The 26,835-nt window shown below is 71.5% G+C and carries 24 protein-coding genes and 1 pseudogene; 11 read left to right on the top strand and 14 right to left on the bottom strand.

All coding sequences use genetic code 11. The features are described 5' to 3' along the window. Nucleotides 1-169 precede the first annotated feature (169 nt). Together ACQP2X_RS19980 and ACQP2X_RS19975 are read left to right on the top strand one after the other, a co-directional pair. Complete coding sequence (locus ACQP2X_RS19980) at nt 170-760, top strand: acyltransferase (RefSeq protein WP_498699089.1); 591 nt, start codon at nt 170-172, stop codon at nt 758-760. A gap of 34 nt (nt 761-794) precedes the next feature. After that, nucleotides 795-2,594 carry an alkyl/aryl-sulfatase gene (locus tag ACQP2X_RS19975; RefSeq protein WP_498699087.1) on the top strand — a complete coding sequence of 600 codons (1,800 nt, stop codon included), beginning with the start codon at nt 795-797 and terminating at the stop codon, nt 2,592-2,594. Between the two features lie 37 nt (nt 2,595-2,631). Here ACQP2X_RS19975 and ACQP2X_RS19970 read toward each other — a convergent pair whose 3' ends face one another. Continuing rightward, on the bottom strand, nt 2,632-3,720 hold the full coding sequence (locus ACQP2X_RS19970) for an endo-1,4-beta-xylanase (RefSeq protein WP_498699086.1): 1,089 nt from the start codon (nt 3,718-3,720) through the stop codon (nt 2,632-2,634). A gap of 209 nt (nt 3,721-3,929) precedes the next feature. Between ACQP2X_RS19970 and ACQP2X_RS19965 the strand changes: the two genes are divergently transcribed. From ACQP2X_RS19965 to ACQP2X_RS19945, 5 genes are all read left to right on the top strand, one after another. After that, nucleotides 3,930-5,789, top strand: a complete 1,860-nt coding sequence (locus tag ACQP2X_RS19965; RefSeq protein WP_498699084.1) for a glycoside hydrolase family 15 protein — start codon at nt 3,930-3,932, stop codon at nt 5,787-5,789. After that, a complete protein-coding gene (locus ACQP2X_RS19960; protein ID WP_498699083.1) occupies nt 5,786-6,562 on the top strand; it encodes a SigB/SigF/SigG family RNA polymerase sigma factor in 777 nt (258 codons plus the stop codon). Before ACQP2X_RS19965 ends, ACQP2X_RS19960 begins: the two co-directional genes overlap by 4 nt. Nucleotides 6,563-6,633: 71 nt before the next feature. Then, a complete protein-coding gene (locus tag ACQP2X_RS19955) occupies nt 6,634-8,229 on the top strand; it encodes a methyl-accepting chemotaxis protein (RefSeq protein WP_498699082.1) in 1,596 nt (531 codons plus the stop codon). A 7-nt stretch (nt 8,230-8,236) separates the two neighbouring features. Then, nucleotides 8,237-8,611 (top strand): YccF domain-containing protein, encoded by a 375-nt coding sequence (locus ACQP2X_RS19950; protein WP_498699080.1) that lies wholly within the window; start codon nt 8,237-8,239, stop codon nt 8,609-8,611. Between the two features lie 116 nt (nt 8,612-8,727). Then, the gene (locus ACQP2X_RS19945) at nt 8,728-11,046 is read left to right on the top strand and encodes an FdhF/YdeP family oxidoreductase (RefSeq protein ID WP_498699079.1); all 2,319 of its coding nucleotides are present in this window, start codon (nt 8,728-8,730) and stop codon (nt 11,044-11,046) included. Here the strand turns inward: ACQP2X_RS19945 and ACQP2X_RS19940 are convergent. Beyond that, a complete protein-coding gene (locus ACQP2X_RS19940) occupies nt 11,030-11,311 on the bottom strand; it encodes a hypothetical protein (RefSeq protein WP_498699077.1) in 282 nt (93 codons plus the stop codon). The genes ACQP2X_RS19945 and ACQP2X_RS19940 overlap by 17 nt on opposite strands. A gap of 58 nt (nt 11,312-11,369) precedes the next feature. Continuing rightward, a complete protein-coding gene (locus ACQP2X_RS19935; RefSeq protein WP_498699076.1) occupies nt 11,370-11,837 on the bottom strand; it encodes a hypothetical protein in 468 nt (155 codons plus the stop codon). A 99-nt stretch (nt 11,838-11,936) separates the two neighbouring features. On the opposite strand from ACQP2X_RS19935, the gene ACQP2X_RS19930 reads away from it, so the two are divergent. Next, nucleotides 11,937-12,623 (top strand): hypothetical protein, encoded by a 687-nt coding sequence (locus ACQP2X_RS19930; RefSeq protein WP_498699074.1) that lies wholly within the window; start codon nt 11,937-11,939, stop codon nt 12,621-12,623. 30 nt (nt 12,624-12,653) lie between these two features. Here the strand turns inward: ACQP2X_RS19930 and ACQP2X_RS19925 are convergent, their stop codons facing one another. The 6 genes from ACQP2X_RS19925 to ACQP2X_RS19900 form a co-directional block, all read right to left on the bottom strand. Further along, a complete protein-coding gene (locus tag ACQP2X_RS19925) occupies nt 12,654-13,163 on the bottom strand; it encodes a methyltransferase family protein (protein ID WP_498699073.1) in 510 nt (169 codons plus the stop codon). A 31-nt stretch (nt 13,164-13,194) separates the two neighbouring features. Continuing rightward, nucleotides 13,195-13,875, bottom strand: coding sequence for an SDR family NAD(P)-dependent oxidoreductase (locus ACQP2X_RS19920; RefSeq protein ID WP_498699072.1), 681 nt, complete (start codon nt 13,873-13,875; stop codon nt 13,195-13,197). 44 nt (nt 13,876-13,919) lie between these two features. Next, nucleotides 13,920-15,110, bottom strand: a complete 1,191-nt coding sequence (locus tag ACQP2X_RS19915; RefSeq protein WP_498699070.1) for a M20 metallopeptidase family protein — start codon at nt 15,108-15,110, stop codon at nt 13,920-13,922. 77 nt (nt 15,111-15,187) lie between these two features. Continuing rightward, nucleotides 15,188-15,499, bottom strand: coding sequence for a nuclear transport factor 2 family protein (locus ACQP2X_RS19910; protein ID WP_498699069.1), 312 nt, complete (start codon nt 15,497-15,499; stop codon nt 15,188-15,190). A gap of 13 nt (nt 15,500-15,512) precedes the next feature. After that, nucleotides 15,513-17,006, bottom strand: coding sequence for a glycerol kinase GlpK (glpK, locus tag ACQP2X_RS19905; RefSeq protein ID WP_498699068.1), 1,494 nt, complete (start codon nt 17,004-17,006; stop codon nt 15,513-15,515). 22 nt (nt 17,007-17,028) lie between these two features. Next, the gene (locus ACQP2X_RS19900) at nt 17,029-17,793 is read right to left on the bottom strand and encodes an IclR family transcriptional regulator (protein ID WP_498699066.1); all 765 of its coding nucleotides are present in this window, start codon (nt 17,791-17,793) and stop codon (nt 17,029-17,031) included. A 123-nt stretch (nt 17,794-17,916) separates the two neighbouring features. Here ACQP2X_RS19900 and ACQP2X_RS19895 point away from each other — a divergent pair, with 123 nt between their 5' ends. From ACQP2X_RS19895 to ACQP2X_RS19885, 3 genes are read left to right on the top strand one after another with little or no spacing between them, the layout of a single operon-like run. After that, nucleotides 17,917-18,750: an MIP/aquaporin family protein gene (locus ACQP2X_RS19895; protein WP_498699065.1), complete on the top strand. Its 834-nt coding sequence runs from the start codon at nt 17,917-17,919 to the stop codon at nt 18,748-18,750. Continuing rightward, nucleotides 18,743-20,260 (top strand): glycerol kinase GlpK, encoded by a 1,518-nt coding sequence (gene glpK, locus ACQP2X_RS19890; protein WP_498699063.1) that lies wholly within the window; start codon nt 18,743-18,745, stop codon nt 20,258-20,260. The genes ACQP2X_RS19895 and glpK (ACQP2X_RS19890) overlap by 8 nt, the downstream gene beginning before the upstream one ends. After that, on the top strand, nt 20,257-21,960 hold the full coding sequence (locus ACQP2X_RS19885) for a glycerol-3-phosphate dehydrogenase/oxidase (RefSeq protein ID WP_498700979.1): 1,704 nt from the start codon (nt 20,257-20,259) through the stop codon (nt 21,958-21,960). The genes glpK (ACQP2X_RS19890) and ACQP2X_RS19885 overlap by 4 nt, the downstream gene beginning before the upstream one ends. Here the strand turns inward: ACQP2X_RS19885 and ACQP2X_RS19880 are convergent. From ACQP2X_RS19880 to ACQP2X_RS19860, 5 genes and pseudogenes are all read right to left on the bottom strand, one after another. After that, nucleotides 21,957-22,508 (bottom strand): vWA domain-containing protein, encoded by a 552-nt coding sequence (locus tag ACQP2X_RS19880; RefSeq protein ID WP_498700977.1) that lies wholly within the window; start codon nt 22,506-22,508, stop codon nt 21,957-21,959. The two genes, ACQP2X_RS19885 and ACQP2X_RS19880, sit on opposite strands and share 4 nt — an antisense overlap. Before the next feature lie 296 nt (nt 22,509-22,804). Next, nucleotides 22,805-23,107, bottom strand: a pseudogene (locus tag ACQP2X_RS19875) (DUF2201 family putative metallopeptidase); the annotation flags it as partial. Then, on the bottom strand, nt 23,097-24,275 hold the full coding sequence (locus tag ACQP2X_RS19870; RefSeq protein ID WP_498699062.1) for an AAA family ATPase: 1,179 nt from the start codon (nt 24,273-24,275) through the stop codon (nt 23,097-23,099). The pseudogene ACQP2X_RS19875 and the gene ACQP2X_RS19870, both read right to left, overlap by 11 nt. After that, nucleotides 24,272-25,732, bottom strand: coding sequence for an ankyrin repeat domain-containing protein (locus tag ACQP2X_RS19865; protein WP_498699060.1), 1,461 nt, complete (start codon nt 25,730-25,732; stop codon nt 24,272-24,274). Before ACQP2X_RS19865 ends, ACQP2X_RS19870 begins: the two co-directional genes overlap by 4 nt. Continuing rightward, a complete protein-coding gene (locus tag ACQP2X_RS19860) occupies nt 25,729-26,835 on the bottom strand; it encodes a leucine-rich repeat domain-containing protein (protein ID WP_498699059.1) in 1,107 nt (368 codons plus the stop codon). Before ACQP2X_RS19860 ends, ACQP2X_RS19865 begins: the two co-directional genes overlap by 4 nt.

Raw genomic sequence — 26,835 nt, 5'->3', positions numbered from 1 at the left:
CGAAAGAGGCTTGAGAGAAATCCGCCCGAGGCCCCCAGGGGCCGCCGGTACGTTCGGTTGAGGTCGCAAGACTCTCGGTCAAAGTGGACGACGACCATCGGTTGGATTGCGCCGCTGGGTCGATTTCGCGACACCGTTTCTTGTTCGCGGGCCGATAGTCTGCCCGGCTATGACTCAGGTAGCACCGACGGCCGACGTCGATACCCGTGCATCTCTCGGCGAAGGCACCCGAATCTGGCATCTCGCTCAGATCCGGGAAGATGCCGTGCTGGGCCGCAATTGCAACGTCGGGCGCGGCGCCTACGTCGGGCCGGGCGTCGTCATCGGCGACAACTGCAAGCTCCAGAACCACGCGCTGGTCTACGAGCCGGCCGTGCTGGGCGACGGCGTCTTCATCGGCCCGGCCGTGGTGCTCACCAACGACGAATATCCGCGCGCGGTCACGACCGACGGCCGTCTCAAGACCGGCGACGACTGGCACGCGGTCGGCGTGACGATCGGCGACGGCGCGGCCATCGGCGCCCGGTCGGTGTGCGTGGCCCCGGTGACGATCGGCCGCTGGGCGCTGGTCGCCGCGGGCGCGGTCGTCACCAAGGACGTGCCCGACCACGCGCTCGTGGTCGGCGTCCCCGCGCGCCGCGTCGGCTGGGTCGGCCGGGCCGGCCGCCCGTTGGAGAACAAGGGCGACGGCCTGTGGGTCTGCCCCGAGACGGGCGAGACCTACCGGGAGGACGGAGAGGTCCTCACCCTCGCTGGGTGAAGACCCGATCGGGGCCGGCCGAGAGGCTGGCCCCATGAGCGAGCTGCGACACGACGACCGGGCCGACTTCGACGACGCCGACCGCGGCCGGATCGGCGGCCTGGACCCCTGCGTGGTGACCAACGCCGAGGGCCGGGTGGTCTGGGACAACGACTCCTTCGGATTCCTCGACGCGGAGTGCCCGGACACGGCGAACCCGAGTCTGTGGAGACAGTCGCAGCTGTGCGCCAGACAGGGGCTCTACGAGGTCACCGACGGCATCTACCAGGTGCGCGGGCTCGACCTGTCGAACATGACCCTGGTCGAGGGCGACACCGGGGTCATCGTCATCGACCCGCTGGTGTCGCGGGAGGTCGCGGCGGCCGCCCTGCGGCTCTACCGCGATCACCGGGGCGAGCGGCCGGTCACCGGAGTCATCTACACCCACTCGCACATCGACCACTTCGGCGGCGTGGCCGGCGTGGTCGACGGCGAGGTGCCGATCCTGGCGCCCGAGGGCTTCCTCGAGCACGCGGTGGCCGAGAACGTGTACGCCGGCACGGCGATGCTGCGCCGCGGCATGTACCACACCGGCAGCCCGCTCCCCCGCGGTCCGCGCGGCCTGATCGGCACCGGCCTGGGCCAGACGGCCTCCACCGGCGAGGTGACCCTGCTGGCGCCGACGGTCGACATCACGCACACCGGCCAGGAGGAGGTGGTCGACGGCGTCCGCATCATCTTCCAGGTCACGCCGAACACCGAGGCGCCCGCGGAGATGAACTTCTTCTTCCCGGGCCGCCGGGCACTGTGCCTGGCCGAGAACGCGACCCACAACCTGCACAACGTGCTGACGCTGCGCGGCGCCGTGGTCCGGGACGCCCGCATGTGGTCGCGCTATCTGAACGAGGCGATCACCCTGTTCGGCGGCCGGGCCGACGTCGCCTTCGCCTCGCACCATTGGCCGACGTGGGGGCGGGAGCGGATCGCCACCTTCATGTCGCAACAGCGGGACCTGTACGCCTACTTGCACGACCAGACGCTGCGGATGCTCAACCAGGGCCTGACCGGGGCCGAGATCGCCGAGGTGATCGAGCTGCCGCCGGAGCTGGACGGCGCCTGGCACACCCGCGGCTACTACGGCTCGGTCAGCCACAACGTCAAGGCGATCTACCAGCGCTATCTGGGCTGGTTCGACGGCAATCCGGCGCATCTGTGGGAGCACCCGCCGGTCGAGTCGGCCCGGCGCTACGTCGACTGCCTGGGCGGCGCCGACGCCGTGGTGGCCAAGGCGCGGGAGTACATCGCCCAGGACGATCCCCGCTTCGCCGTTCAGTTGCTGAACCACGCCGTGTTCGCCGAGCCCGGCCACGCCGGCGCCAAGGAGCTGCTGGCCGAGGTCTACCAGCGGCTCGGCTTCGGCGCCGAGAACGGCACGTGGCGCAACTTCTACCTGACCGGCGCCCAGGAACTGCGCGAGGGGATCTCGACCGGCACCGACGAGGTGAACGCGGCCGGGATGGCCGGGGCGCTCACGGTCGAGCAGCTCTTCGACTCGATCGCGATCCGGGTCGACGGGCCGCGGGCGTGGACGGCCGGTTTCAGCGTCGAGTGGACCTTCACCGATCTCGGCGTCTCGCACCGGATGGTCCTGTCGAACGGCGCGCTGATCCACTGGCCGGCCGAGCCGTCGGGCGGCGCCGACCTGCGGGTGACGCTGGTCAAGGCCGATCTGCTGGCGCTGCTGGCCGGCCGGGGCACGGGCGGGGCCCGGCTCGACGGCGATCCCAAGGTTCTTCGGCGGCTGGCCGAGGTGCTCGACGAACCCGACCCGTCGTTCGCGATCGTGACGCCGTGACACGCCGCCCGGGCTGGCGGGCCCGGGCGGCGCGGTCTCACCGGCGTGCCTTGTTCAGGGTGTCGCGCAGGGCGTAGTAGGCCGGCTTCTTCGAGAAGTCGTCCCACATGACCGTGGCCGCGCCTTCCGACGGGAAGAAGACCGGGACCCACGAGTACTTGTCGGTGAAGCCCCAGATCGTGAACGAGTTGCAGCCGTCGACGGCCAGGCAGGCGTCGAGGACGGTCTTGTAGTAGGTGGCCTGGGTCTGCAACTGCTCGGCGGTGGGAACGCCACTATCGGGCAGGTCCATCCGTACGTCAAGCTCCGTGATCGCCGTGTGCAGGCCGAGGTCGTCGAAGCGCTGGAGCACTGCCGCGAGCTGGTCGGGCGCGCCGTACCGCATGCTCAGGTGGGCCTGTGAGGCGAAGCCGTGCAGCGGGACCCTGGCCGCGAGAAGCTGCCTGGCCAGCGATTCGTAGGCGTCGACCTTCACGCCCGGCCACTCGACGCCGTAGTCGTTGAGGAAGAGCTGGGCCTTCGGATCGGCCTGGTGGGCCCAGCGGAACGCGTCGGCCACGATGCCCGGGCCGAGCTCTCGGATGAAGATGTTCTCCTGCCGGTACTCGCCGTTCTCGTTGAAGATCTCGTTGGCCACGTCCCACTGCTGGATCTGGCCCCGGTAGTGGCCGACCACAGTGAAGATGTGGCTCTTGAGGATCGAGCGCAGCTCGGCCTTGGTGAAGGTGCCCTCGTTCAGCCAGGCCGGGTTCTGGCTGTGCCACAGCAGCGTGTGGCCGCGGACGACCTGGCCGTTGGCCCGGGCGAAACGCACGATGGCGTCGGCCGGGCCGAAGTTGTACCGGTTGCGCTCGGGGTGGATGAACTCCCATTTCATCTGGTTCTCGGGCGATACCGAATTGAATTCCCGGGCCAGGACCTTCCGGTACGGCCGGTCGTAGGTGAACGGATCCGGGTAGGGCTGGTCCACGTGATGCCCGCCGCCCGCGACGGCGGAACCGATCCGCAAGTCTCGGGGCGCGGCCGCGCGCAGCGTCTTTCCGTCGCCGTGACCGTGGGCCAGTGCCGGTTGAGCACCAAGGGCAAGCAGGGGAAGCGTAAAGAGTGCGACCAGTGCCTTTCTCACAGTGACTCCTTTGAATATGCCGTCAGAACGGGCCTGATCGGTGGCGATCATGGAAGCCCGTAACTTCCGGAGTTCCCTCGAAACTTAGGGGGATCAAAGGTGTCCGTCAATGTCCGGGGCCCGCTTCACCCCTGGCGCATGAGGCCATTCGGCGGAAAACGTCTCATGCTGCCAATGACCTTGTACCGCTCGGCCACGCGGAGGCCGCCATGTCCGACTACCCGCTCATCGCCGACCACGGCCTCATCGGCGACCTCCAGACCGCGGCGCTCGTCGCCACCGACGGCACCCTCGACTGGTTCTGCGCGCCGCGCTTCGACTCGCCCAGCGTCTTCGGGGCGCTGCTCGACCCGGAACGCGGCGGCCGGTTCGCCATCCGGCCCGCCACCGGCGACTACACCGCCAAGCAGCTCTACCTGCCCGACACCGCCGTGCTCATCACGCGCTTCATGACGGCCGGCGGCGTCGGCGAGGTCGTCGACTTCATGCCGGTCGACGGCGACGAGAAGAGACACCGCCTCGTCCGGCTGGTCCGCTGTGTGCGCGGCGAGATGGCCTTCGCCATCCTGGTGGCGCCGCGCTTCGACTACGCCCGCGAGGCGTTCGAGACCCGGATGGCCGACGACGGCGTGGTCTTCGAGGGTCCCCGCACCACGCTCACGGTCCGGTTGATCCGCGAGCCCACCGACCGGCGGGCCGAGGCCAGGGTCGACAACGGCGACGTCCACGCCGAGCTGCGGTTGAGCGCGGGCGAGGTCCGCGGCGCACTGCTCGAGACCGGGGTCGCCGGGCCGCTGGACGCCGTCCGCGTCGCCGAGGCCCTGCGGTTGTTCGACGAGACCGTGGACTTCTGGGAGTCCTGGCTGGGCCGCTGCACCTACGCGGGCCGCTGGCGCGAAATGGTCAATCGTTCGGCCATCACCCTCAAACTCATGACGTACGCCCCGACCGGCGCCCTCATCGCGGCGCCGACCGCGGCCCTGCCCGAGCAGATCGGCGGCGAACGCAACTGGGACTACCGCTACACCTGGGTCCGCGACGCGTCGTTCTCGGTGTACTCGCTGCTCTCGCTCGGCTTCACCGACGAGGCGTGGGCCCTCGCCACCTGGCTGCGCGACCGGGTCGACGAACAGACCGAGAAGAACGGCGGCGGCCCGCTGCAGATCATGTACCGGGTCGACGGGTCGAGCGACCTGAGCGAGGAGATCCTGCCGCACTGGAGCGGCTATCGCGGCTCGGCGCCGGTGCGCATCGGCAACGGCGCGGCCGGCCAGCTCCAGCTCGACATCTACGGCGAGGCGATGGACAGCATCTACGTCGCCGGCCGCAACGGGCTCGCGCCCGGGCACCAGGGCTGGATGGCCATCCGCGACCTGCTCGACTGGGTCGCGGCCAACTGGTCGCAGCCCGAGGAGGGCATCTGGGAGACCCGCGGCGGCCGCCAGGACTTCACCTATGGGCGGCTCATGTGCTGGGTCGCGCTCGACCGCGGCCTGCGGATGGCCGCCGAGCACGGCCGGCCGGCCCCGCTCGAGACGTGGCGGCGCGAACGCGACGCCCTCTACACCGAGATCATGACCCGGGGCTGGAGCCCGGAGAGGCAGGCGTTCCGCCAGCACTACGGCACCGAGGTGCTCGACTCGTCGCTGCTGCGCATGCCGACCGTCGGATTCATCACGCCGGGCGATCCGCGCTGGGTCTCCACGCTGAAGGCGATGGAGAGCGAGCTGGTCACCGACAGCCTGGTCTACCGGTACGACCCGGCGGCCTCACCGGACGGTCTCCAGGGCTCCGAGGGCACCTTCTCGCTCTGCACCTTCGCCTACGTCTCGGCCCTGGCCGCCGCCGGCGAGCTCGACCGGGCCCGGTTCACCTTCGAGAAGATGCTGACCTACGCCAACCACCTCGGCCTGTTCTCCGAGGAGATCGGCCTGACCGGCGAGCAACTGGGCAACTTCCCGCAGGCCTTCACCCACCTGGCCCTGATCGACGCCGCGGTCACCCTCGACCGGGAGCTCGACCGCCATCCCCGGGCCGCGGCCCGCCGGCACACGACGACGGCCCGATGACCGCCGTCGTCACCGCCGCCCCGCCGGCCTTCGACCGGGACGCCCGCGATCTGGTCGCCGCGGTGGCCCGGCTGTCGACCCGGCACCCGGCCTATCCGGCGCTGCGCGAACGGGCCATCGAGGCGTGGCTGTCGCTGGCCCGGCACCTGGCCTACCGCTACATCGGGCGCGGCGAGCCGGCCGAGGACCTGCTCCAGGTGGCCGCGCTCGGGCTGGTCAAGGCGGTCGACCGCTACGACGGCTCGCGCGGCGTCGAGTTCACCACCTTCGCCGTGCCCACCATCGTCGGCGAGCTGAAGCGGCATTTCCGGGACCGCACGTGGTCGGTGCGGGTGCCGCGCCGCCTCCAGGAGCTGCGCTCGGCGATCGCCGAGGCCGACAACGACCTCACCCACCGCCTCGGCCGCCGGCCGACCATCGCCGACCTGGCCGAGGACCTGCACATCGGCGTCGAGGAGGTGATCGAGGGCATGGAGGGCGCCAGCGCCTACACGGCGGCCAGCCTGTCCGCGCCGACCGGGGCCGACGGCGACACCGACCTGGCCTCGACCCTCGGCGTCGAGGAGCGCGGTTACGCCCTGGTCGACCTCCGCCTGGCCCTCGGGCCGGCCCTGGACACCCTCGACGACCGGGAACAGCGCATCCTGGCCCGCGACTTCTACGGCAATTTGACCCAGCGCCAGATCGCCGAGCTCGAGGGCATCTCCCAGATGCACGTGTCCCGCCTGCGCACCCGGGCCCTGGCCAAGCTCCGCCGATACCTTGAAATCTGAAGCTTTCCTTGACCACCGCCGCTCGTTGCCGATCAAACGTCGGACAGCAGAACGAATGAGAGCGGGAAACGGTGAAGTCAGCAGCACGCTGGGTGCGCAATCGCAAGGTCGCAACGAAGATCCTCGGAGTGGCGGGCGTGGCCGTCGCCGGCACGGTGGTCACCGGGGCACTCAGCCTGGTCGGCATCGAGGAGCTGCGCGGTGAGCGCGAGGCCGAGCTGAAGCGCGTAGTCCCGTACATCACCAGCCTCAACACGGCCGCGCTGGAGGCGAAGAGCGCGGCCAACGACGAGCGCGGCTATCTCATCGCCGGCGACACCGACTTCCGGGACGAGGCGCTGGCCGCCCAGAAGACACTGAACACCGAGCTCGCGGCCGCCCGCGCCCTGGGCAACGCCTCCGAGCAGGCCGCGGTCGACAAGATCAAGAAGGCCACTGACGCCTGGTTCGCGGCGCTCGAGGACGAGTTCACCACCTTCGGCACCGACCGCCAGGAGGCGATCAAGGCCGCCTTCGGCGACAACCGCGAGCTGCGCAAGACGTACGAGTCCCTGATGTCGGCCGAGATCACCCGGGCCAACGAGGCGCTCGTCGCGGGCGAGGAGTTCGACGCCACGGTCGACCGCACCCGGACCGAGATCATGATCGCCTTCGCCGTCTCGGTCGGCCTCGCGGCCGTCCTCGCCATCGTCGCGGCCCAAATGATCGTGCGGCCGTTGCGGAAGGTCTCCGAGGTGCTCGACGCCGTGGCCGACGGCGACCTGACGAAGGACACCGACGTCGACCAGCGCGACGAGGTCGGGCACATGGCGGACAGCCTGCGCCGGGCCACGACCTCCATGCGTACGGCCATGGGAGATCTCTCGGCCCAGGCCAAGGCCCTGGACGAGGCCGCCTCCTCGCTGGCCTCCGTCAGCAGCGAGAGCTCGGCCAGCTCGCGGGAGGGCGCCGAGCAGGCCGCCACCGTGGCCGCCTCGGCCGAGGTCATGTCGTCGAACATCCAGACCGTCGCGGCCGGCGCCGAGGAGATGGGCGCGTCGATCCGGGAGATCAGCCAGAGCGCCACCCAGGCCGCCCAGGTCGCCACCCAGGCCGTCGACATCACCGCGGCCACCAGCACGGTGATGGCCCGGCTGGGCGAGTCGTCGGCCGAGATCGGCGCCGTGGTCAAGGCGATCACGTCGATCGCCGAGCAGACCAACCTGCTCGCCCTGAACGCGACCATCGAGGCCGCGCGGGCCGGCGAGAGCGGCAAGGGCTTCGCCGTGGTCGCCTCCGAGGTGAAGGACCTGGCTCAGGAGACGGCGAAGGCGACTGAGGACATCAGCCGCCGGGTCGCCGCCATCCAGACCGACACCACCGGCGCGATCACCGCCATCGAGCAGATCAGCGAGACGATCGCGCGGATCAACGACTTCCAGACCACGATCGCCTCGGCGGTCGAGGAGCAGACGGTCACCACGAACGAGATGAGCCGCAGCGTGGCCGAGGCGGCGGCGGCCGGCGGCGAGGTGGCGGGCACGGTCGGCCAGGTCGCGGCGTCGGTGCGGGCCACCACGGCCGGCGTCGACGAGGCACACGAGGCGGCCGGCCGCCTGAGGAGGATGTCGGCCGAGCTCGACCAGCTGGTCAGCCGTTTCACGATCGGTGGCGCTCCCCGGTCATGATTGAGGGGTGCGACTGATCCTCAACGTCCTCTGGTTCATCTTCGGCAGCGGCTTCCTGCTGGCCATCGCGTACGGGATCGCGGCGCTGATCTGCTTCGCGCTGATCGTCACGATCCCGTTCGGGGTGGCCGCGCTGCGTCTCGCGGTGTATTCGCTGTGGCCGTTCGGGCGCACCATCGTGAGCCGCCCGGACGCCGGCGTCGCCTCCGGCATCGCCAACATCCTGTGGGTCGTGCTGGCCGGCTGGTGGCTGGCCCTGAGCCACATCGTCACCGGCGTGGCCCAGTGCGTCACGATCATCGGCATCCCGTTCGGCATCGCCAACTTCAAGCTGGTCCCCGCGGCGTTCTGGCCCCTGGGCCGCGAGATCGTCGACCTGTGACGATCGGCAGGTTTGAAAAGCGGCATCTGGCCTGACCAGGGGCTTGATCAACTAGGTGGCGGCGATGTGACGGCGGCCCTATGCAGCGTTTCCGGGCCGCCAGTTGTCTATAAGGCATGGACGAGTTGAGGGGCCGGGGCGCGCCCGGTTCGGCGGCGCCCGGGTGCGGGCCGGGCGGCGACGGTGCGGTGGCCCAGCGGGACTACACGCATCCGTCGGCCGGGTGGGGTGCGGCGCGGTCGGTGGGGCAGGTGCTGGCGCGCAGCCGCGAGCCGGTCACCGGTGTGCGGGCGATGCTGAAGATGAACCAGGAGAAGAGCGGGTTCGACTGCCCGGGCTGCGCGTGGCCCGACGACCCCAGGGGCCTGCATCTCGACCTGTGCGAGAACGGCGTCAAGCACGTCACGTGGGAGATGACCGGCAAGCGTACGGACCGGGCCTTCTTCGCCGCGCACACCGTGACCGAGCTGTCGGGCTGGAGCGACTACGCCCTGGAGAACCAGGGGCGGCTCACCGAGCCGATGCGCTACGACGCGGCCACCGACACCTACGTGCCGATCGGCTGGGACGACGCGTTCGCCCTGGTTGGGCGTCATCTTCAGGCGCTCGGCAGCCCGGACGAGGCCGCCTTCTACACGTCCGGCCGGCTGGCCAACGAGGCCACCTTCCTCTACCAGCTGTGGGTGCGCGAGTTCGGCACGAACAACCTGCCCGACTGCTCGAACATGTGTCACGAGGCGAGCGGGCGGGCGCTGACCGCGTCGATCGGCACCGGCAAGGGCACCGTCGACATCACCGACTGGGAGTCGGCCGACCTCATCTGGGTCATGGGCGTCAACGCGGCGTCCAACGCTCCCCGCATGCTGACGGCGCTGTCGGACGCCTACAAGCGCGGCGCCCGGATCGTCCACATCAACCCGCTGGTCGAGGCCGCCTCGCGGCGCACCATCGTGCCGCACGAGTTCGTCGCCATGGGCACGTTCCGGTCGACGCCGACCGGCAGCATGGACGTGCAGCCGCGCATCGGCGGCGACCTGGCCCTCGTGCGCGGCGTGGCCAAGGTGGTGTTCGAGCGGGACGCCCTCGACCACGAGTTCCTGGCCCGGCACACGACGGGCGTGGCCACCTATCGGGCACGGTGCGCCGGCACCTCCTGGGACGAGATCGTCGAGGCGTCCGGGGTGGACGAGGCGACCATCCGCCGGCTCGCGGACGGTTACATCGAGGCCAACCGCGCCATCATCTCGTGGTGTCTCGGTGTCACGCAGCAGGACCACGGTGTCGACACGGTCCGTGAGATCGTGAACCTCCTGCTGCTGCGCGGCAACATCGGGCGTGAGGGCGCCGGCCCGTGCCCCATCCGCGGGCACAGCAACGTGCAGGGCAACCGGACCTGCGGCATCGACCACCGGCCCTCCCCCGCCTTCCTCGACAAGCTGGCCGAGGTCTGCGACATCACGCCGCCACGGGAGCACGGCCTCGACACGGTCGCCACGCTCCAGGCCATGAACGAGGGCCGGGTGAAGGTTTTCGTCGGCATGGGCGGCAACTTCGCGATGGCGGCGCCCGACACGGCGTACACCATCGCCGGTCTGCGCAAGTGCTCACTCACCGTGCACGTCAGCACCAAGCTCAACCGAAGCCATCTGGTCCATGGCGCGGACGCGCTGATCCTGCCGTGCCTGGGCCGCACCGAGCGTGACCTCCAGGCGTCGGGCGAGCAGGTGATCACGGTGGAGGACTCGATGAGCATGGTCCACGCGTCCCGGGGCCATCGCCGGCCGGCTTCGCCGGGCCTGCTCTCCGAGCCGGCGATCATCGCCGGGCTGGCGCAGGCTTCACTTCCCAGCAGCCGTACGCCATGGAAGGCGTACATCGCGGACTATGACCGCATTCGCGACACGATGGCCCGGGTGCTCGTCGGCTTCGAGGGCGTGAACCACCGGGCGCGGCAGCCGCACGGTTTCCGCCTCCGGCAGCCGGCCCGCGAGCGGGTGTGGCTGACCCCGACCGGCCGGGCCGCCTTCTCCGACAGCGGCCTGCCGGCCCTCGACCCGGGCGACGGTTGCCTGATGCTGGGGACGATGCGCTCGCACGACCAGTGGAACACGACGGTCTATTCGGACAACGACCGCTACCGCGGGCTGAGCAACCTGCGCACGGCCGTCTTCATGAACCGCGACGACATGCGGCGGCTCGGGCTGTCCGAGTTCGATCGGGTGGATGTGACGTCGTACGCCAAGGACGGCACCACCCGCAGCGTCTACGGCTATCGCGCGGTCGCGTACGACATTCCGCCGGGGAACGCCGCGGGTTACATGCCGGAGATGAACGTGCTGTGCGCGGCCGGCGACTACAGCTCGCAGAGCGGCCAGCCGTTGATGAAGCACCTGCGCGTGAAGGTGCGCAAGGCGGTGGTCACATCGAGCGAATGACCGCTATCGCCCAGCTCATCCGGTGGGCCGCCGCTTCCGGGTGCTCGCCGGACTCGCCGGCCAGGTGAGCCGCACACCCCCGAATGCCGAGCGCGTGCAGCGTCGCCGTGATGGCGGCCCGCACCTGGGCCGCCGAGGGCTGGTCCGACGGCTGGAGTGCGGACGCGAACAGGGCCTCGGCCCGGGCCGTGTCGAACGTGGTCCGCACGGCGGACCGGAGTCGTTGGGGTGTCGCCTCGCTTCGCGGAACCGTGGTGGTCGACATGCCCATTACCCTCGTCCTTGCGCGGCCGCGTGTCATCGAGGCCAGCGCCCACCGCCGACTACCGGCCAGCAGGCATCAGCTGCTGGGTCAACCGGTCCAGGCCAGCCCGGATCAACCGGCCGTAGTCGGTGTCGCCGAGGGCGCCCATCCCTCGCCGGGCCTGTTCCAGATGCTCGCGGGCGCGGGGAAGGTCACCGAGGCGGCGGTGGCAATCGGTCAGGCTGAGGTGCAGCGACGAGTGGAGGGCGGCCACGGACAGGGGCACCCCCGCCTCGGCCACCCGCTCGTCGGTGAGCCGGCCGGCCGCGGTCAGGGCCCGCTCGTCCCAGAGCAGCTCCTGGCGAACGTCGTCCTGCACGTCGGCCGCCGAATGCGCGAGCACGCACACGTGCAACGGGTCGCCGTCCTCGCCGCCGATCTCCGCCCAGATCCGGGCGAACATCTCGCGCGCCCCGTCCCGGTCACCCTGCCCGTGGTGCAGAGCGACGGCCTCGCCGATGCGGTCGAGCGTCGGGTCTGTGGTCACCGGCACATCCCATCACAACGCCGTCAAAATTCCCGCCGCGCCCGTTAGAGGACCGTCAAAACCCGTCGGCGCACGGGGTCAACGGCGTTGATTCGATACGTGAACGACGAAGTGGGCCCGGGTAAACCGCTGGCGCTGACCGGCATCCTCCTGACCGGTTTGGCGGTCCTGTCCTGGGAGATGCACGGCACCCCCGTCTCCACCCCAGCCTCTACCGTCGCCGCAATCCCGGCCTCGCACGCGCCTCTCTCCACGCTGGGCGCCGGCGCATTCGTGCTCGCGCTGCACCTGGTCCTGCTGCACTGCTTCCGGCACACCACCAGCCACGCGATCCTGACCGCGACGGCCGCGCTGGCCGTACTGATCTGCACCGCCTTGCTGGTCACCGGCCACCAGGCCCAGCGAATGCGCTCCCCCAGACACGAGTCCCTCGACTCGCTGCTGCTGCGGGACCGGGCGGCCGTGGTGAGCTACGAGCCGAGCAGCGCTCACATCACAAGCCGCGTCCGGTCGAGCAGCTCGGTCAGCGCGCCGTCGTCCACAGCGGCTGGGGTCGAATTCGGCCTGAAGCCGGCCGGAACCGTCTCGCCGACCACCGCCGGACGCTCACGGTCAGCCCTTCCCGATCGACGACACCCCTCGCGCGCCCGTCGATCACAGGCGGCGGCACGGCGACATCCCGCGCCTGGCGCCAGAACGCCTCGCCCACCTTTCCGAGCCGTAGCTGAAAAACGCGGCGCCTCAGCGAGCGTCGCCGCAGGGAGGAAACACGCGGCGCTTCAATGAGCGTCACCGCACGAGGAAACACGCGGCGCTTCAGTGAGGGTCGCCGCGCCATGGGGTCAGACGCGGCCACCAACCGGGGACGGACTGGCGGTAGGTCGTGTAGTCGGCGCCGAAGCGGCGGGTCAAGGCCGGCTGCTCGTACGCGACGACGAACGTGACCATGGCGGCCGTGGCCACGGCGGCGTAGACGAGCAGTACGGGGCGCCATAGCAGCAGGGACTGGCCGAGGATGGCCGCCGTGACCGCCACGTACATCGGGTTGCGGACGTAGCGGTACACGCCGCCCACCACCAGGTGGGTGGGCGGCGCGGTTGGTGCGGGGGTGCCGAGGCCCTCGACCACGAAACGGATGAAGGCCTGGATCAGGAAGGCCGTGCCGGCCAGCAGGATCACCAGGCCCAGCAAGCGGACCGGCAGCCAGTGTGCGAACGGCGCGCCAAGGTGCCAGCCGGTCAGCAGCCAGGGCGCCAGGGCGGCCACTGTTCCCGGGGCCAGCGCGAAGAAGATCGCGCTGCCGGCCGCGGCGAGACTTCTGCGCACGTCGTCCATTGTGCCGTCGGCGGGGTGGATGTCACCAGGTCAAGGCCGGGCCGTCCAGGGAGAGGTAGCGCGGCGACTCAGGATCGGTGCTGTCCAGCAAGCGGGCCAGGCGCTCGGCGGCGCGCGTGGCCGGCGTGGTGGCGTCGGGGGCGCCCATGGCGGTGGTCAAGGCTCCCGGGTGGACGGCCCAGCAGCGGACACGGCCGGCCAGCTCGGCGGCCAAAGCGATGGTCAACATGTTCTGGGCGGCCTTGGAGACGCGGTACGCATAGCTGGTGTTGCGGTCGGCGAAGACGCCGGCGGCCTGGGCGGAGAGGGAGCCCAGCCGGGACGACACGTTGACGATCAGGGGTGCGGGAGCGGCGAGCAGGGCGGGCAGCAGGGCCTGGGCCATGCGCAGCGGGCCGGCCACGTTGACGTCGACGGTGTCGAGGATGGTCTGCGGGTCGGTGGTCTCCAAGGGGCGGGCCGGCGCCCCGATGCCGGCGTTGTTGACCAGGGCGTCGACCGGGCGCCCGCCGACGGCCGCGAGCAGGGCGGGGCCGGCCGGCTCGCGAACGTCCTGGTGGACCACGTGGACGCGGTCGCGAGGATCGACCTCGGTGCGGACGCACGCCACGACCTCCCAGCCGGCGCCGGCCAGGTGGGTGGTGAGGGCGGCGCCGAGGCCCCGGCCCGCGCCGGTGATCACTGCCAGCCGGGTTCGCGTCATCCGCTGACCCAAGCGGCACGTGGCGGCGCGGGCAAGGGCATGGATCACACGGCGGCGGCCCGGCTGGTGAGCCAGGACGACATGGCGCGGACGCCGTGGGCGATGGCCCGCTCGTCCGGGTCGAAGGTGGCGAAGTGGGGATAGCTGGTCTCGATGCCCGAATGGGGCCGGCGGACGCCCAGGAACGTATACGTGCCGGGGAGGCGGTCGAGGAACAGGGAGAAGTCTTCACCGCTGAACGGAATGGCGGCGTGGATGGTGCGGACCCGGGAGCGGCCGACCGTGCGCAGGAGATGGCGTTTCAGGGCCTCGCCCTCGGGGCGGGGGCACACCATGGCGGGGAACGGGTCGGCGGGGAACGTGATGGCGGCGCCGGCCCGCTCGGTGATCTTCGCCCGGATCTCGGGGTGGCGGGAGGCGGGCCAGCAGCGGTAGGAGAACTGGACCTGATTGCCGGCCGCGCGGGCCTGGGCGACGACGGAACGGGCCAGCGGGCCGTCCGGTTTCTGGATGTCGGCGATCAGGCGCGAGAGGTCTCGGGGCGTGGCCGGGCGGGCGACGGTGCTCAAGGAGTTGATGTCGGCGGCCAGCGCCGTCGCGGCCTCGGCGGTCGGAAGGGTGACGAAGCCCCGGTCCTGGCCGGGCAGGCCGGTGCCCGGCGTCACGGCGAAGTCGCCGACCGGGAACGGGCCGCAGTGCAGGGCATGGATCTCGGAGGCGCGGATGAGGTCGAGGACGCCGTCGGCCAGCATGGCCGCCGCGCCGGTCAGGGACTCCTCGGCCGGCTGGAAGACGAAGGCGACCGTGCCCGCGAAGGAGCGCCGGGCCAGGGTGGTGGCGATGCCGACGCCGATCGTGGTGTGCAGGTCGTGGCCGCAGTAGTGGGCCGGCGTGGCGGCGCCGCCGATCTGGTCGGACGGCGGGACGGCGTCCATGTCGGCGCGGTAGGCGACAGTGCGGCCCGGGCGGTCGCCGCGCAGGAGGGCGACGACGCCGTGGCCGCCCACGCCCGTGGTGACGTCGAGACCGGCCGCCCGGAGGCGGCGGGCCACCACCGCGGCGGTCCGCTCCTCCTGGCCGGGGCCCTCGGGATGGGCGTGCAGGTCGCGGCGCAGGGCGATCAGGTCGTCGTCGACGGGGCGGGCGGCGGCGGGAGCGGGCGACGGCAGGGTGGCGGCCACGCCGGCGGCGGCAGCGCCACCCAGGAACAGGCGTCGGCTTACGGTGTGCGACATGGGGATCAGCCTGCCGGGGCGGGCCCGGGCGGCGCAGTGATGCCAGGCCCCCGGTTGGGGGTATACCTAGCCCTACCTCAGGCCCGGATCGTCATCCGGGAGATCCGCGATCCGGAAACACGGAACGTGAAGTGGCTCGAACCGTTGAAGCCGTTCCCGCCGACCTCGGCCGTGATCGTCGTGTCGGCGCCCTGCCGGCTGACGTCCGTGACCTTCAGCGAGACCTGCTTGCCGATGAACTCGTCGTCGCTCCACCCGCGGATGGCCGAGGCGCCGCGGAACTCGCGCCCCCAGTCGTCGACCACGCCGTCGGCGGTGAAGGCGGCCAGAAAGGCGTCGATGTCGTTCGCGTTGGCCGCGTCGAGCGCGCGCTGGACGGGCTCGTCCATGTCTCCCCCAAGGTCAAGAAGGCCGTGTCCAGTCGAAGGTACGCTCCACCGCCCGCTGCCAGTTGCGGTACTCCGTGGCCCGCACCCCCGGATCCATGGTGGGCAGCCACTGCGCCGCCCGGTGCCAGTTCTGCCGCAGTCCCTCCAGGTCGGGCCAGTACCCGACGGCCAGCCCGGCCGCGTACGCCGCGCCCAGCGACACCGTCTCGGCCGCCAGCGGGCGGACCACCGGCACGTCGAGCACGTCGGCGATCGACTGCATGAGCAGGTTGTCGGCCGTCATCCCGCCGTCCACCCGCAGGGTCGTGAGGTCGAGCCCGGAGTCGGCGTTCATCGCGTCCACCACCTCGCGGGTCTGCCACGCGGTCGCCTCCAGCACGGCCCGGGCCAGGTGACCCTTCGTGATGTACGAGGTGAGGCCCACGATCACTCCGCGTGCCTCGCTGCGCCAGTACGGTGCGTACAGTCCGGAGAAGGCCGGCACGATGTAGCACCCTCCGTTGTCGGCGACCGTCCGGGCCAGCGTCTCGATCTCGGGCGCGCTGGCGATCAGTTCGAGCTGGTCGCGGAACCACTGCACCAGTGAGCCGGTGATCGCGATGGAGCCCTCCAGGGCGTACGCCGCCTGTCCGCCCTCGATCTGATAAGCGACAGTGCTGAGCAGGCCGTGCGTCGAGCGCACCAGCTCCTGGCCCGTGTTCAGGAGCAGAAAGCTTCCGGTGCCGTACGTGCATTTGGCCTCACCCGGCGAGAAGCAGGTCTGCCCGAACAGGGCGGCCTGCTGATCGCCGAGGGCGGCCCCGATGCGTACACCCGGAAAGCCCGCGACGGCCGTGCCGAACACGCCGACCGAGGGCCGGATCTCGGGCAGCATGGCCCTCGGGACGCCGAAGAAGGCGAGGGCGGCCGGCGACCAGTCGAGGCTGTGCACGTCGAGCAGCATGGTGCGGCTGGCGTTGGTGACGTCGGTGACGTGCAGGCCGCCGGTGAGCTTCCAGATCAGCCAGGTCTCCATGGTGCCGAACAGGATCTCGCCCCGTTCGGCGCGCTCGCGCAGCTCGGGGCGCTGGTCGAGCATCCAGCGCACGCGCGGCCCGGAGAAGTAGGTGGCGATCGGCAGACCCGAGTCGTGTTCGACGGTTTTCGCGCCCTCGGCGCCGAGCAGATCCCGTACGAGGTCGTCGGTCCTGGTGTCCTGCCAGACGATCGCGTGGCCCACGGGCAGGCCGGTGTCGCGCTCCCAGAGCAGCGTGGTCTCGCGCTGGTTGGCGATGCCGACCGCCGCCACCTGGTCCTCGGTGATGCCCGCGTTGCGCATGGCCTCGGGCGCCAGCTTCTCGACGTTGCGCCAGATCTCGGCCGCGTCGTGCTCCACCCAGCCGGGCTTGGGGTAGTACTGCTTGTGCTCGTGCTGGGCCAGGGAGACGAGCCGGCCGCGGCGATCGAAGACGATGCATCGGGTGGACGTGGTGCCCTGGTCGATGGCGACGACGTAACGCTCGGTCATGGTTCCCCTCCCCATTGAGGCTTCAGCGTCGGGCGGCTCCGAGGTCGCGGGAGACGGCGCGGGCCGCCTCCCGGACGAGGGCGACGAGGTGCTGGTGCGGGCGGTAGTGGCTGTCGCAGATCCGCTCGACGAGCCCGCTGATGCCGACGGCACCGACGACCAGGCCGCCGGAGCCGCGGATGGGCGCCGCCACGGCCGCGGTGCCGGGGGTCATCTCCTCGGCCTCCAGACTCCAGCCGGCCTCGCGGACGTGCTGAAGTTCCAGTTCAAGAGCTTTGGGTGTACGGATCGTCCGGCGCGTGAACCGGTCGAGCTGCGTTTTCACGAACGCCGTGCGGTACGCCAGCAGCACCTTGCCCAGGGCGGTCGCGTGCAAGGGCAGCAGGCTGCCGACGTCGAGGGTCTGGAACGTGTCGTCGGGACGGAAGACGTGGTGGACGACGAGGACCTGTCCGTCGTGGATCGTGCCGACGCGGACCGCCTCGCCGCTGCGGGCGGCGAGCGGGTCGGCCCAATTGATGGCGTGCGAGCGCAGCTCGTTGACGTCGAGGTGGCCGTGGCCGAGCTGGAGCAGGGCCGAGCCGAGCCGGTAGTGCCCGGACTGCCGGTCCTGCTCGACGAAGCCGACGTGGCGCAGGGTGGCCAGGATGCCGTGGGCGGTGGGCTTGGCCAGATCGAGCGACCGGGCGATGTCGCCCAGGCTCAGGTGCCCCGATCCTCCGGACTCTCCGGCGAGCAGGCGCAGCACCGCGGCGGCCCGCTCGATGGACTGCACTGTTCCGGGCACATTGCCGACTCTATGCCACCGCGTGAACATCCACAGTGACAGATGTTCGGCATTGTCGAACGCTCGTCATTGCCCGTGCTCTCCCGGCTACCTAGCGTCCGGTGCATCTTCCAAGGAGGGCACATGGCAGAAAGGCTGAAACTTTCGGGACTGTGGGGCGAGCTCGCCGCCGAGTTCGCCGGGACCATGATTCTCATCCTCTTCGGCGTGGGCGTCGTCGCGCAGGTGGCCGGGGCCGGCATCGGCGACCACGACAGCATCGCCTGGGCCTGGGGCCTCGGCGTCACCCTCGGCGTCTACGTGGCCGCCCGCATCAGCGGCGCCCACCTCAACCCGGCCGTGACCATCGCGCTCGCCGCCTTCAAGGGCTTCGAGTGGCGCAAGGTCGCCCCCTACTCGCTCGCCCAGATCCTCGGCGCCTTCGTGGCCGCCCTGCTGGTGCGCTGGAACTACACCGAGGTCCTGCACGCGGCCGACCCCGGCCTGACCATCAAGACCCAGGGCGTCTTCTCCACCCTGCCCGGCAACGGCAGCCTGCCGGTCGGCGAGTGGGGCGCCTTCCGCGACCAGATCATCGGCACCGCGATCCTGCTCTTCCTCATCCTGGCCGTCACCGACGCGGCGGGCACGGCGCCCCAGGCGAACCTCGCGCCGTTCATCGTCGGCCTGATCGTGGTCGCGATCGGCATGGCGTGGGGCACCAACGCCGGCTACGCGATCAACCCGGCCCGTGACTTCGGACCGCGACTCGCCAGCTTCCTGACGGGCTATGGGGGCGCGTGGCGCGATCAGACCGGGTATCTCTACTTCTGGATACCGATCGTGGCGCCGATCATCGGCGGGCTGCTCGGTGCCGGACTGTACAAGGTGCTCGTCGGCCGGTTCCTGCCGACCGCGGGCCCGCAGGAGCCGGGTCGCATCCCGGACCAGAGAGTGGAGGAGGCAACCCGTGGCTGACTTCGTCGGCGCCGTGGACCAGGGCACGACCAGCACCCGCTTCATGATCTTCGATCACGGCGGGAACGAGATCGCCCGGCACCAGCTCGAGCACGAGCAGATCCTGCCGCAGGCGGGCTGGGTCGAGCACAACCCGGTCGAGATCCTGGAGCGGACCACCACCGTCGTCCGTACGGCCATGCAGAAGGCCAACCTCCAGGCGAGCGACCTGGCCGCGCTGGGCATCACGAACCAGCGGGAGACGGCCGTCGTGTGGGACCGGACCACCGGGCGGCCGTACTACAACGCGATCGTCTGGCAGGACACCCGCACCGACCGGATCGCCTCGGCCCTCGACCGGGACGGCCGCGGCGACGTGATCCGCCGCAAGGCCGGCCTGCCCCCGGCCACGTACTTCTCCGGCGGCAAGATCCAGTGGATTCTGGAGAACGTCGACGGCGTGCGCGAGGCGGCCGAGCGCGGCGACGCCATCTTCGGCAACACCGACAGCTGGCTGCTGTGGAACATGACCGGCGGCGTCGACGGCGGCCGGCACATCACCGATGTGACGAACGCCAGCCGTACGATGCTGATGGATCTGGAATCTCTGCAGTGGGACGACGAGCTGCTGAGCTTCTTCAACATCCCGCGCTCGATGCTCCCCGAGATCCGGCCGTCGTCCGACCCGGACACCTACGGGGTGGCGCGCTGGCCGGGCCCGCTCGGCGGCGAGGTGCCGCTGACCGGCGACCTCGGCGACCAGCAGGCGGCGACCGTCGGGCAGGTCTGTTTCGCGCCCGGCGAGGCCAAGAACACGTACGGCACCGGCAACTTCATGCTCCTCAACACCGGCACCGATCTCGTGCGCAGTGAGAACGGCCTCCTGACGACCGTCTGCTACAAATTCGGCAATGCGGCTCCCGTGTACGCCCTGGAGGGCTCGATCGCCGTGACCGGATCGGCCGTGCAGTGGCTGCGTGACCAGCTCCACGTCATCAAGTCGGCGGCCGAGAGCGAATCGCTGGCGTCACAGGTCGAGGACAGCGGCGGCGTCTACTTCGTGCCGGCGTTCTCGGGCCTGTTCGCGCCGTACTGGCGTTCCGACGCCCGCGGCGCCATCGTCGGGCTGTCCCGCTTCAACACCGACGCGCACATCGCCCGGGCCACCCTCGAAGCCATCTGCTACCAGAGCCGCGACGTGGTCGACGCGATGGCCCAGGACTCCGGGGTCACCCTCGACGTGCTGAAGGTCGACGGCGGCATCACGGCCAACAACCTGGCCATGCAGATCCAGGCCGACGTGCTCGGCGTGCCGGTCAGCCGGCCGGTGGTGGCCGAGACGACAGCGCTCGGCGCCGCCTACGCGGCCGGGCTCGCGGTCGGCTTCTGGAAGAACACCGACGAGCTGCGCGACAACTGGAACGAGTCGCAGCGGTGGCAGCCCTCGTGGAGCGAGGAACAGCGCAACGCCGGCTACGAGAAATGGAAGAAGGCGGTGCAGCGCACTCTCGACTGGGTGGACGTGGACTGATCATGACTGCTCTGTCACCGGAGTACCGGGACTCGGCGCTGGCCGCGCTGGCCGGCGCCGAGCTCGACGTGCTGGTCGTGGGTGGCGGCGTGGTGGGCGCGGGTTGCGCCCTCGACGCCACCACCCGCGGCCTCGCGGTCGGGCTCGTGGAGGCGCGCGACTTCGCGTCGGGCACCTCCAGCCGGTCCAGCAAACTCATCCACGGCGGCCTGCGCTATCTGGAGATGCTCGATTTCGCGCTGGTCCGCGAGGCCCTGCGGGAAAGGGGCCTGCTGCTGACCCGGCTGGCCCCTCATCTCGTACGGCCGGTCCGGTTCCTCTATCCCTTGCAGCATCACGCCTGGGAGCGTGTCTACGCGGGCACCGGGGTCACGCTCTACGACACGATGGCGCTGAACGGCGGCCTGCCCCGCCACCGCAACCTGACCCGCCGGGGCGCGCTGCGCGAGTGCCCGGCGCTGAAGAAGGACGCCCTCATCGGCGCCCTGCAGTATTACGACGCCCAGGTCGACGACGCCCGGCACACCATGTTTCTGGCCCGCACGGCGGCCGCCTACGGGGCGCATGTGGCCTCCCGGACGGAGGTCGTGGGTTTCCTGCGGGAGGGCGAGAGGGTCACCGGGGTGCGGGTCCACGACCTCGAGCACGACAGGACCTTTGATGTACGGGCTCAGCAGGTCATCAACGCGACCGGCGTGTGGACGGACGACACGCAGGCTCTGGTCGGCGAGCGTGGCCAGTTCCACGTCCGCGCGTCCAAGGGCATCCACCTCGTGGTGCCGCGCGACCGCATCCAGTCGAAGACCGGCCTGATCCTGCGCACCGAGAAGAGCGTGCTGTTCGTCATCCCGTGGGGCCGCCACTGGATCATCGGCACCACCGACACCGACTGGGCCCTGGACAAGGCCCACCCGGCCGCCTCCAGCACCGACATCGACTATCTGCTGGAGCACGTCAACGCGGTGCTGTCGACCCCGTTGAGCCGCACCGACGTGCAGGGCGTCTACGCCGGTCTGCGCCCGCTGCTGTCCGGCGAGTCGGAGTCGACCTCGCAGCTGTCCCGTGAGCACACGGTCGGCAGCCCGCAGCCCGGCCTGGTCGTGGTGGCCGGCGGCAAGTACACGACCTATCGGGTGATGGCCAAGGACGCCGTGGACGCCTGCGTGCACGGCTTGGGCCGCTCGGTGCCGCCGTCGTGCACCCACGACGTCCCGCTTCTGGGGGCCGACGGTTTCGCCGCGCTGTGGAACCGCCGCCGCGTGCTGGCCGGCGACTCGGGCCTGCACGTGGCCCGCGTCGAACACCTGCTGGGCCGCTACGGCACGCTGGTCACCGAGGTCCTCGACCTGGTCTCGGCCGACAAGGACCTGGCCGCGCCGGTCGAGGGCGCCGAGGACTACCTGCGGGCCGAGCTGGTCTACGCGGCTTCGCACGAGGGCGCCCGCCACCTGGAGGACGTCCTGACCCGCCGCACCCGCATCTCCATCGAGACCTTCGACCGCGGCGTGGCCGCCGCCCCGGTCGCGGCATCGCTGGTGGCCGGCGTCCTGGGCTGGACGAAGGACCAGACCGAGCGCGAGGTCGAGCGCTACCACCTGCGGGTCGAGGCCGAACGCCGCTCACAGGAACAACCCGACGACGAGACGGCCGACGCGGCCCGCCTCGGCGCCCCGGAGGTGGTGCCGCTGAGCTCTTCCTAGGCCGGTGGAATGCGGATCGACTCGATCCACCGTGGCGGGTCGGGCGGGTCCTCGCCGACCAGCCCGGCGACGACACGGGCCTGACCCGGCGCGGCCCCCGGCCACGGGGTGTGGCCGTCGGTGAGGACGATGACGATGTGTGGCCGCTGCGGGACCTGGAGGGCCTGCTCGATGCCCACCCGCATGTCGGTGCCGCCGCCGCCCTCCAGAGTCACCTCGCCCACCGAGGCCACCCGCCGTACGGCGTGGACGTCCGCGTCGCAAGCGAGTACGGCCACGCGCTCGCGGCCGATGCCGACCGCCCGCAGGATGCCGGCCACCTCGCCCAGGACGGCCTGGAGCTCCTCGTCGCCCATCGAGCCCGAGGTGTCCACGACCACCGCCACCCGCGGCATCGGGCGGCGCAGGCTGGGCAGGACGACGCGGGGCACGGCCGCCCCGCGGCGGGACGGGCGCTGATAGGTGTAGTCGACCGTGCCGGCCGCCCACGCCGCCGCCTCGCGCACGGCCCCGGCCAGGGCCCGCCGCCAGTCGACAGTGGGCTCCAGGATCTCGTCGGCCCACCTCTCCAGCCGCCGGGCAGTCTGGCCCGCTGCCGCATCGCCTGGGCCGTCTGCCGGCGGATCGCGTCCGCCTCGACCGGGCTGACCCGCGGCGCCGACGACGATTCCCAGGGCATCTGTACGCCATGGGCGCCCGACCCGCAGTGCGGATGGTGGGGCGTGGCCGGGATCGCGCCGAGGTATTCCTCGAACAGCTTCCCGTCGGGCAGGCCGAACATGGCCGGTCTCATCGCCCCGGCCGGCAACGACGACAGATCGTCGTTGATCTCGCAGTCCTGGGCCACGTTGATCCGGTGGTGGTCGTGCCGGACCGACGCCTCGACCAGGCCGGCCCGGCGATGGTGGTCGCGCAGCAGATGGGCGACCTCGTGAACCCAGACCGCGGCCAGCTCCGGCACCGGCGTGGCGTCCACGAAGGCGGGCGAGACGTAGCACCGCCAGTGCTTGTCGACACCCATCGTCGGCACCTCGGCCGACGGCACCACGGTGAGGCTGTAGAGCGCCGAAGCCAGATAGGGATGGTTGCCCGCGGCCCTCAGCCGGGCGGCCAGCAATTTCGTGCGGTCGAGCTCCTCAGCCGGCACCGGTCAGCATTCCCGACGCGCTCAGGACGGCGGCGAAGGCGTCGATCGAGGCCGGCACGGGCCACGCCGGCTCGCGCAGGCGGGCCAGGTCGAACGCGGCCCGGGCGGCCACGTCGGGCACCCCGGCGTCCACCGCCTTGGCCAGCACGATCCATCCCGCCTCCCAGCGCTCGCGGGTCACCGACGACTCGACGGCGGCTACGACGGCGGTCAGGAACGCCAGCTGGCGGTCGCCACGATCGGGCAGGGCGAAGGCGGACGGGTTGGCCAGCACGCGTTCCGGGTCGGGCAGGTCGAGCTCGTCCATGTACGTGACCAGCTCCAGCCCGGCGCCGTCGCCGACCGCGCCGACCAGCGCGGCGGCCAGGGCCTCACGGCCCAGCGTCGTGCAGAAGTGGAAGACGAGCAGGCGCAGCGCCATGTCCCACGTGCGCGGGGAGGGCCAGGCGCCGCCCCGGCCGTCGGCGTCGGCGGGCAGGTTGTGGGCCAGGCCGGGGCGGGCGGTGAGGAAACCGGCGATCAGGCCGCGGGCACGGGCCAGCGCGCCCGGGGCCCGGTCGAGCGCCACCGTGGGCACCTCGACGCGTGGCCAGACCCCGGCCAGGCCGCGGGCCACCACGCGCGGGTCGTGCGCCCAGTGCAGGTGGATGAAGCGGTTGGCCAGCGGTGGGCTCAGATGCCAGCCGTCGGCGGCGCTGGCCGGCGGGTTGGCCGCGGCCACGATCCGCACCGCGGGCGGCAGGGCCAGGCTGCCGACCCGGCGCTCGAGGACCACCCGCAGCAGGGCGGCCTGCACCGCCGGCGGCGCCGAGGACAGCTCGTCGAAGAACAGAATGCCGCGACCCGACCGCTTCAGGCGCACGGCCCAGTCGGGCGGCGCCATGGGCACCCCGTCGGCGGCCGGGTCGTCGCCGACGATCGGCAGGCCCGCGAAGTCGGACGGCTCGTGCACGCTGGCGATGACCGTCTCCATCGGCGCGCCCAGGCCGTCGGCCAGCTGGGCCAGGGTCGCCGACTTGCCGATGCCGGGCTCGCCCCAGAGCAGCACCGGCAGGTTGGCCGCCACGGCCAGAGCCAGAGCGGCCGCCCGGTGGTCCTTGACCGGCTCGGTCCTCGACGTCCCGATCAGCGCCAGCAGCTCGTCGGCGGTGTCCAGCCCCGTGCTCACGCGCGCCCCATCACATATGCGGCGACGGCGTGGAAGTCCTCGCTCCGGTGTTCCATGTATTCGAGCATCTGGTCGAGATATTCGATCACGGTCATGTCGTCCTGATTGGCGATCCGGGGGTCGGCGCCGGCGTCGGCCAGGGCCCGGATCAGGTCGACCGGCCAGTCCTGGTTGACGGCGAGGTAGAGCGGTGTGTTGCCCTGGCGGTCACGGCCGTTGACGTCGACACCCGCCGCCAGCAGCCGGGGCAGGAGCCGCGTGTGGTCGAACGAGCGGACCACGTGCATCAGGGTCTGCCCACGGCTGTTGCGCAGATGGGGGTCGAGGCCGCTGTCGAGCATGTCGAGGACGGCGCGGGTGCCGCCGTGAATGATCCGCTGCCACAGGTCCTCACGGATCGCCCGCAAGCGCCTCGGCAGCCGGCCGGTCGCCCCCGACCAGGACCGCGACACGGCGAAGCAGCCCGAGACCGCGCCGCCGAAGGCGAGCAGCGCCCGCTCCCGCTGCTCCTCGGCCGCGGTGTGCCGGGTCAGGATCAGGCGGCCGTTGTCGTGCCCGACCTCGTGCCACTCCCCCTGGCAGCGCACCCGGACGGGTTCGGCCGGCGCGGGCGGCGCCGCCGGCTCCGGCTCGGTGCCGGGGAACAGCGCCTCCCGCACCAGCGGATGCAGCGAGGCGACCGTCGTCCGCCCACTCCGCACCAGCTCGAGATCGACGGGAGAGCTCATGAGCTGGACGCTGAGCCGGGGCAGGCTGTCGAGCTCGGCCCGGCTGGACCGCCAGTCGACCGAGATGGCCGTGACACGGACGTCGTCGCCGTCGACATCGACCCGGGCCAGGGCGTAGTGCTCGAACCAGATCGCCCACGATCGTGACCCGAACAGCGCGGAGACGCGGCGTGCCTCGGTGGCCACGCGGAAGGGGTTCAACCGGGCCAGGAGCGTCGTGTCGAACGGCGTCGAGCCCATGTCGTCGACTCTCACGTCGACGCCGGCCTCGGCCCAGCTCGACGGGGAGAACCGCACGGCCCGCAGCTCGGCCGCGTGGCGCGCGTCCCAGTGGTACGGCGCCAGCCGTACCGTCTCGGTGTCGAGCGAGCCGTACTCGGCGATGGTGAGGGTCAGTTGCTGCGATCCCAGCACCGACACCGGCGCCCGCACCACCAGCACGGGTGTCTTCGCTCCGACCCGGGAGGTTCCACTCAGGACGTACGACAGGCCGGTGCCCAGCGTCGTGTAACCGCCCAGCGCCCTCGGCAGATGCCAGCGCATCAGATCGGGCGCGAACCCGGCCAGGAGGTCCTCGACGCCGCCGGGAGAATCGAAACCGACCACGACGTCGGCCGCGGCGCACGCGGCCCGCCAGTCGCCCCGCTCACGGGCCGCCGTGCACTCGGCGATCATCCAGGCGGGCACCGCGTAGCGCCGGACGCGGGCCCAGTTGGCGAGGTCGCTCATCGGTAGACGCTCACGATCGCGCTGATGTCCGGGTGAGGGGGTGTGGATGATTTCGGCGCCTGCCGGCGCATGCGCCGGGGCACCCCGCCGTTGATGCCCAGGTGGTCGAGACCACCGGCCGCCGCGAGCAGCTCCCGCGCTCCGTGTCCGGTCACACCGGTGAAGCGCACGTCGAGGCGCCGCAACGCGCTTCCCGGCAGGGCCGCCGCGAGCAGCGAGGCGCCGGCGTCGCCCACGACATTGGGCTGCCCGCCGAGGGCGCGCTCCGACGGCGGGCGGGCCAGGTCGAGCGACACCCAGGCCGCGAGGTGGCCGGCCAGCGGCGCCATCGTGCGGATGCCGTTCCCGCCGAGGCCGAGCACCATCGGATATCCGGCCAGGGCCTCGGCGAGCTCGGCGGTGCCGGCGTCGCCGAGCCGGTTCACCGCGAGATAGAGCTCGCGGACACCACCGTCGACGACCAGCCGCGTCAGCGCGGGGACGGCCGACGGGCCGAGACCGTTGCCGCCCAGGAAGAGCCGCTGCATCGCGGGCGGCCGGGAGGCCAGGGCGTCGGCCAGACAGGTGAGACCGGTGACCGAGAGACCCGTGTTCACGAGGTCGAGCGTGCGCAGGGAGGTGTTCTGCGCGAGGGCGCCGGCCAGCGCCATGACGCCGGTATCGCCGATCGGGTTGCGCTTGAGCCACAGCGCCCGCACCGAGGTGTCGGTGGCGATCCGGTCCGCCAGCGTGGCCGCTCCCCCGGCGTCGATCCGGTTGCAGCCCAGGTAGATCGTGCTGATGCCGTGGCCGGGCTCGAGCTCGCGGGCAACGGCCCGCGCGCCGTCGGCGCCCAGGCCGTTCGTGCCGAGCAGGACGTGCCGGGCGTGCGGCGAGGCGGCCGCCGCCCGCACGACGCGGACGGCCTGAACCGGCCCGACGCCTTGCTTGCACAGGTCGACCCGGCCGTCGGGCCGGACCAGGCCGCGGGCGAACTCTTCGAGCGCGGTCACCGGCGAGGGCGAGGCGAGCCGTCCCAGCAGGCCGTCGAAGTCGGCCGGGTCGGCGAGGCCGAGGGAGGGGTCGGTGATGGCTGGGCATCGCACGGCCGGTTGCTCCTGCAC

This window comes from Actinoplanes sp. CA-131856 (assembly GCF_050956135.1).
Lineage (GTDB): Bacteria > Actinomycetota > Actinomycetes > Mycobacteriales > Micromonosporaceae > Actinoplanes.
The sequence above is the reverse complement of the archived record's forward strand: the minus strand, read 5'-3'. Positions and strand labels throughout refer to the sequence as shown.

Bases quoted from the DNA above. Each gene is read 5' to 3' on its own strand.
- ACQP2X_RS19980 (WP_498699089.1), top strand. From the start codon at position 170: ATGACTCAGGTAGCACCGACGGCCGACGTCGATACCCGTGCATCTCTC.
- ACQP2X_RS19975 (WP_498699087.1), top strand. From the start codon at position 795: ATGAGCGAGCTGCGACACGACGACCGGGCCGACTTCGACGACGCCGAC.
- ACQP2X_RS19965 (WP_498699084.1), top strand. From the start codon at position 3,930: ATGTCCGACTACCCGCTCATCGCCGACCACGGCCTCATCGGCGACCTC.
- ACQP2X_RS19960 (WP_498699083.1), top strand. From the start codon at position 5,786: ATGACCGCCGTCGTCACCGCCGCCCCGCCGGCCTTCGACCGGGACGCC.
- ACQP2X_RS19945 (WP_498699079.1), top strand. From the start codon at position 8,728: ATGGACGAGTTGAGGGGCCGGGGCGCGCCCGGTTCGGCGGCGCCCGGG.
- ACQP2X_RS19940 (WP_498699077.1), bottom strand. From the start codon at position 11,311: ATGTCGACCACCACGGTTCCGCGAAGCGAGGCGACACCCCAACGACTC.
- ACQP2X_RS19920 (WP_498699072.1), bottom strand. From the start codon at position 13,875: ATGACGCGAACCCGGCTGGCAGTGATCACCGGCGCGGGCCGGGGCCTC.
- ACQP2X_RS19915 (WP_498699070.1), bottom strand. From the start codon at position 15,110: ATGTCGCACACCGTAAGCCGACGCCTGTTCCTGGGTGGCGCTGCCGCC.
- ACQP2X_RS19910 (WP_498699069.1), bottom strand. From the start codon at position 15,499: ATGGACGAGCCCGTCCAGCGCGCGCTCGACGCGGCCAACGCGAACGAC.
- glpK (WP_498699068.1), bottom strand. From the start codon at position 17,006: ATGACCGAGCGTTACGTCGTCGCCATCGACCAGGGCACCACGTCCACC.
- ACQP2X_RS19895 (WP_498699065.1), top strand. From the start codon at position 17,917: ATGGCAGAAAGGCTGAAACTTTCGGGACTGTGGGGCGAGCTCGCCGCC.
- ACQP2X_RS19865 (WP_498699060.1), bottom strand. From the start codon at position 25,732: ATGAGCGACCTCGCCAACTGGGCCCGCGTCCGGCGCTACGCGGTGCCC.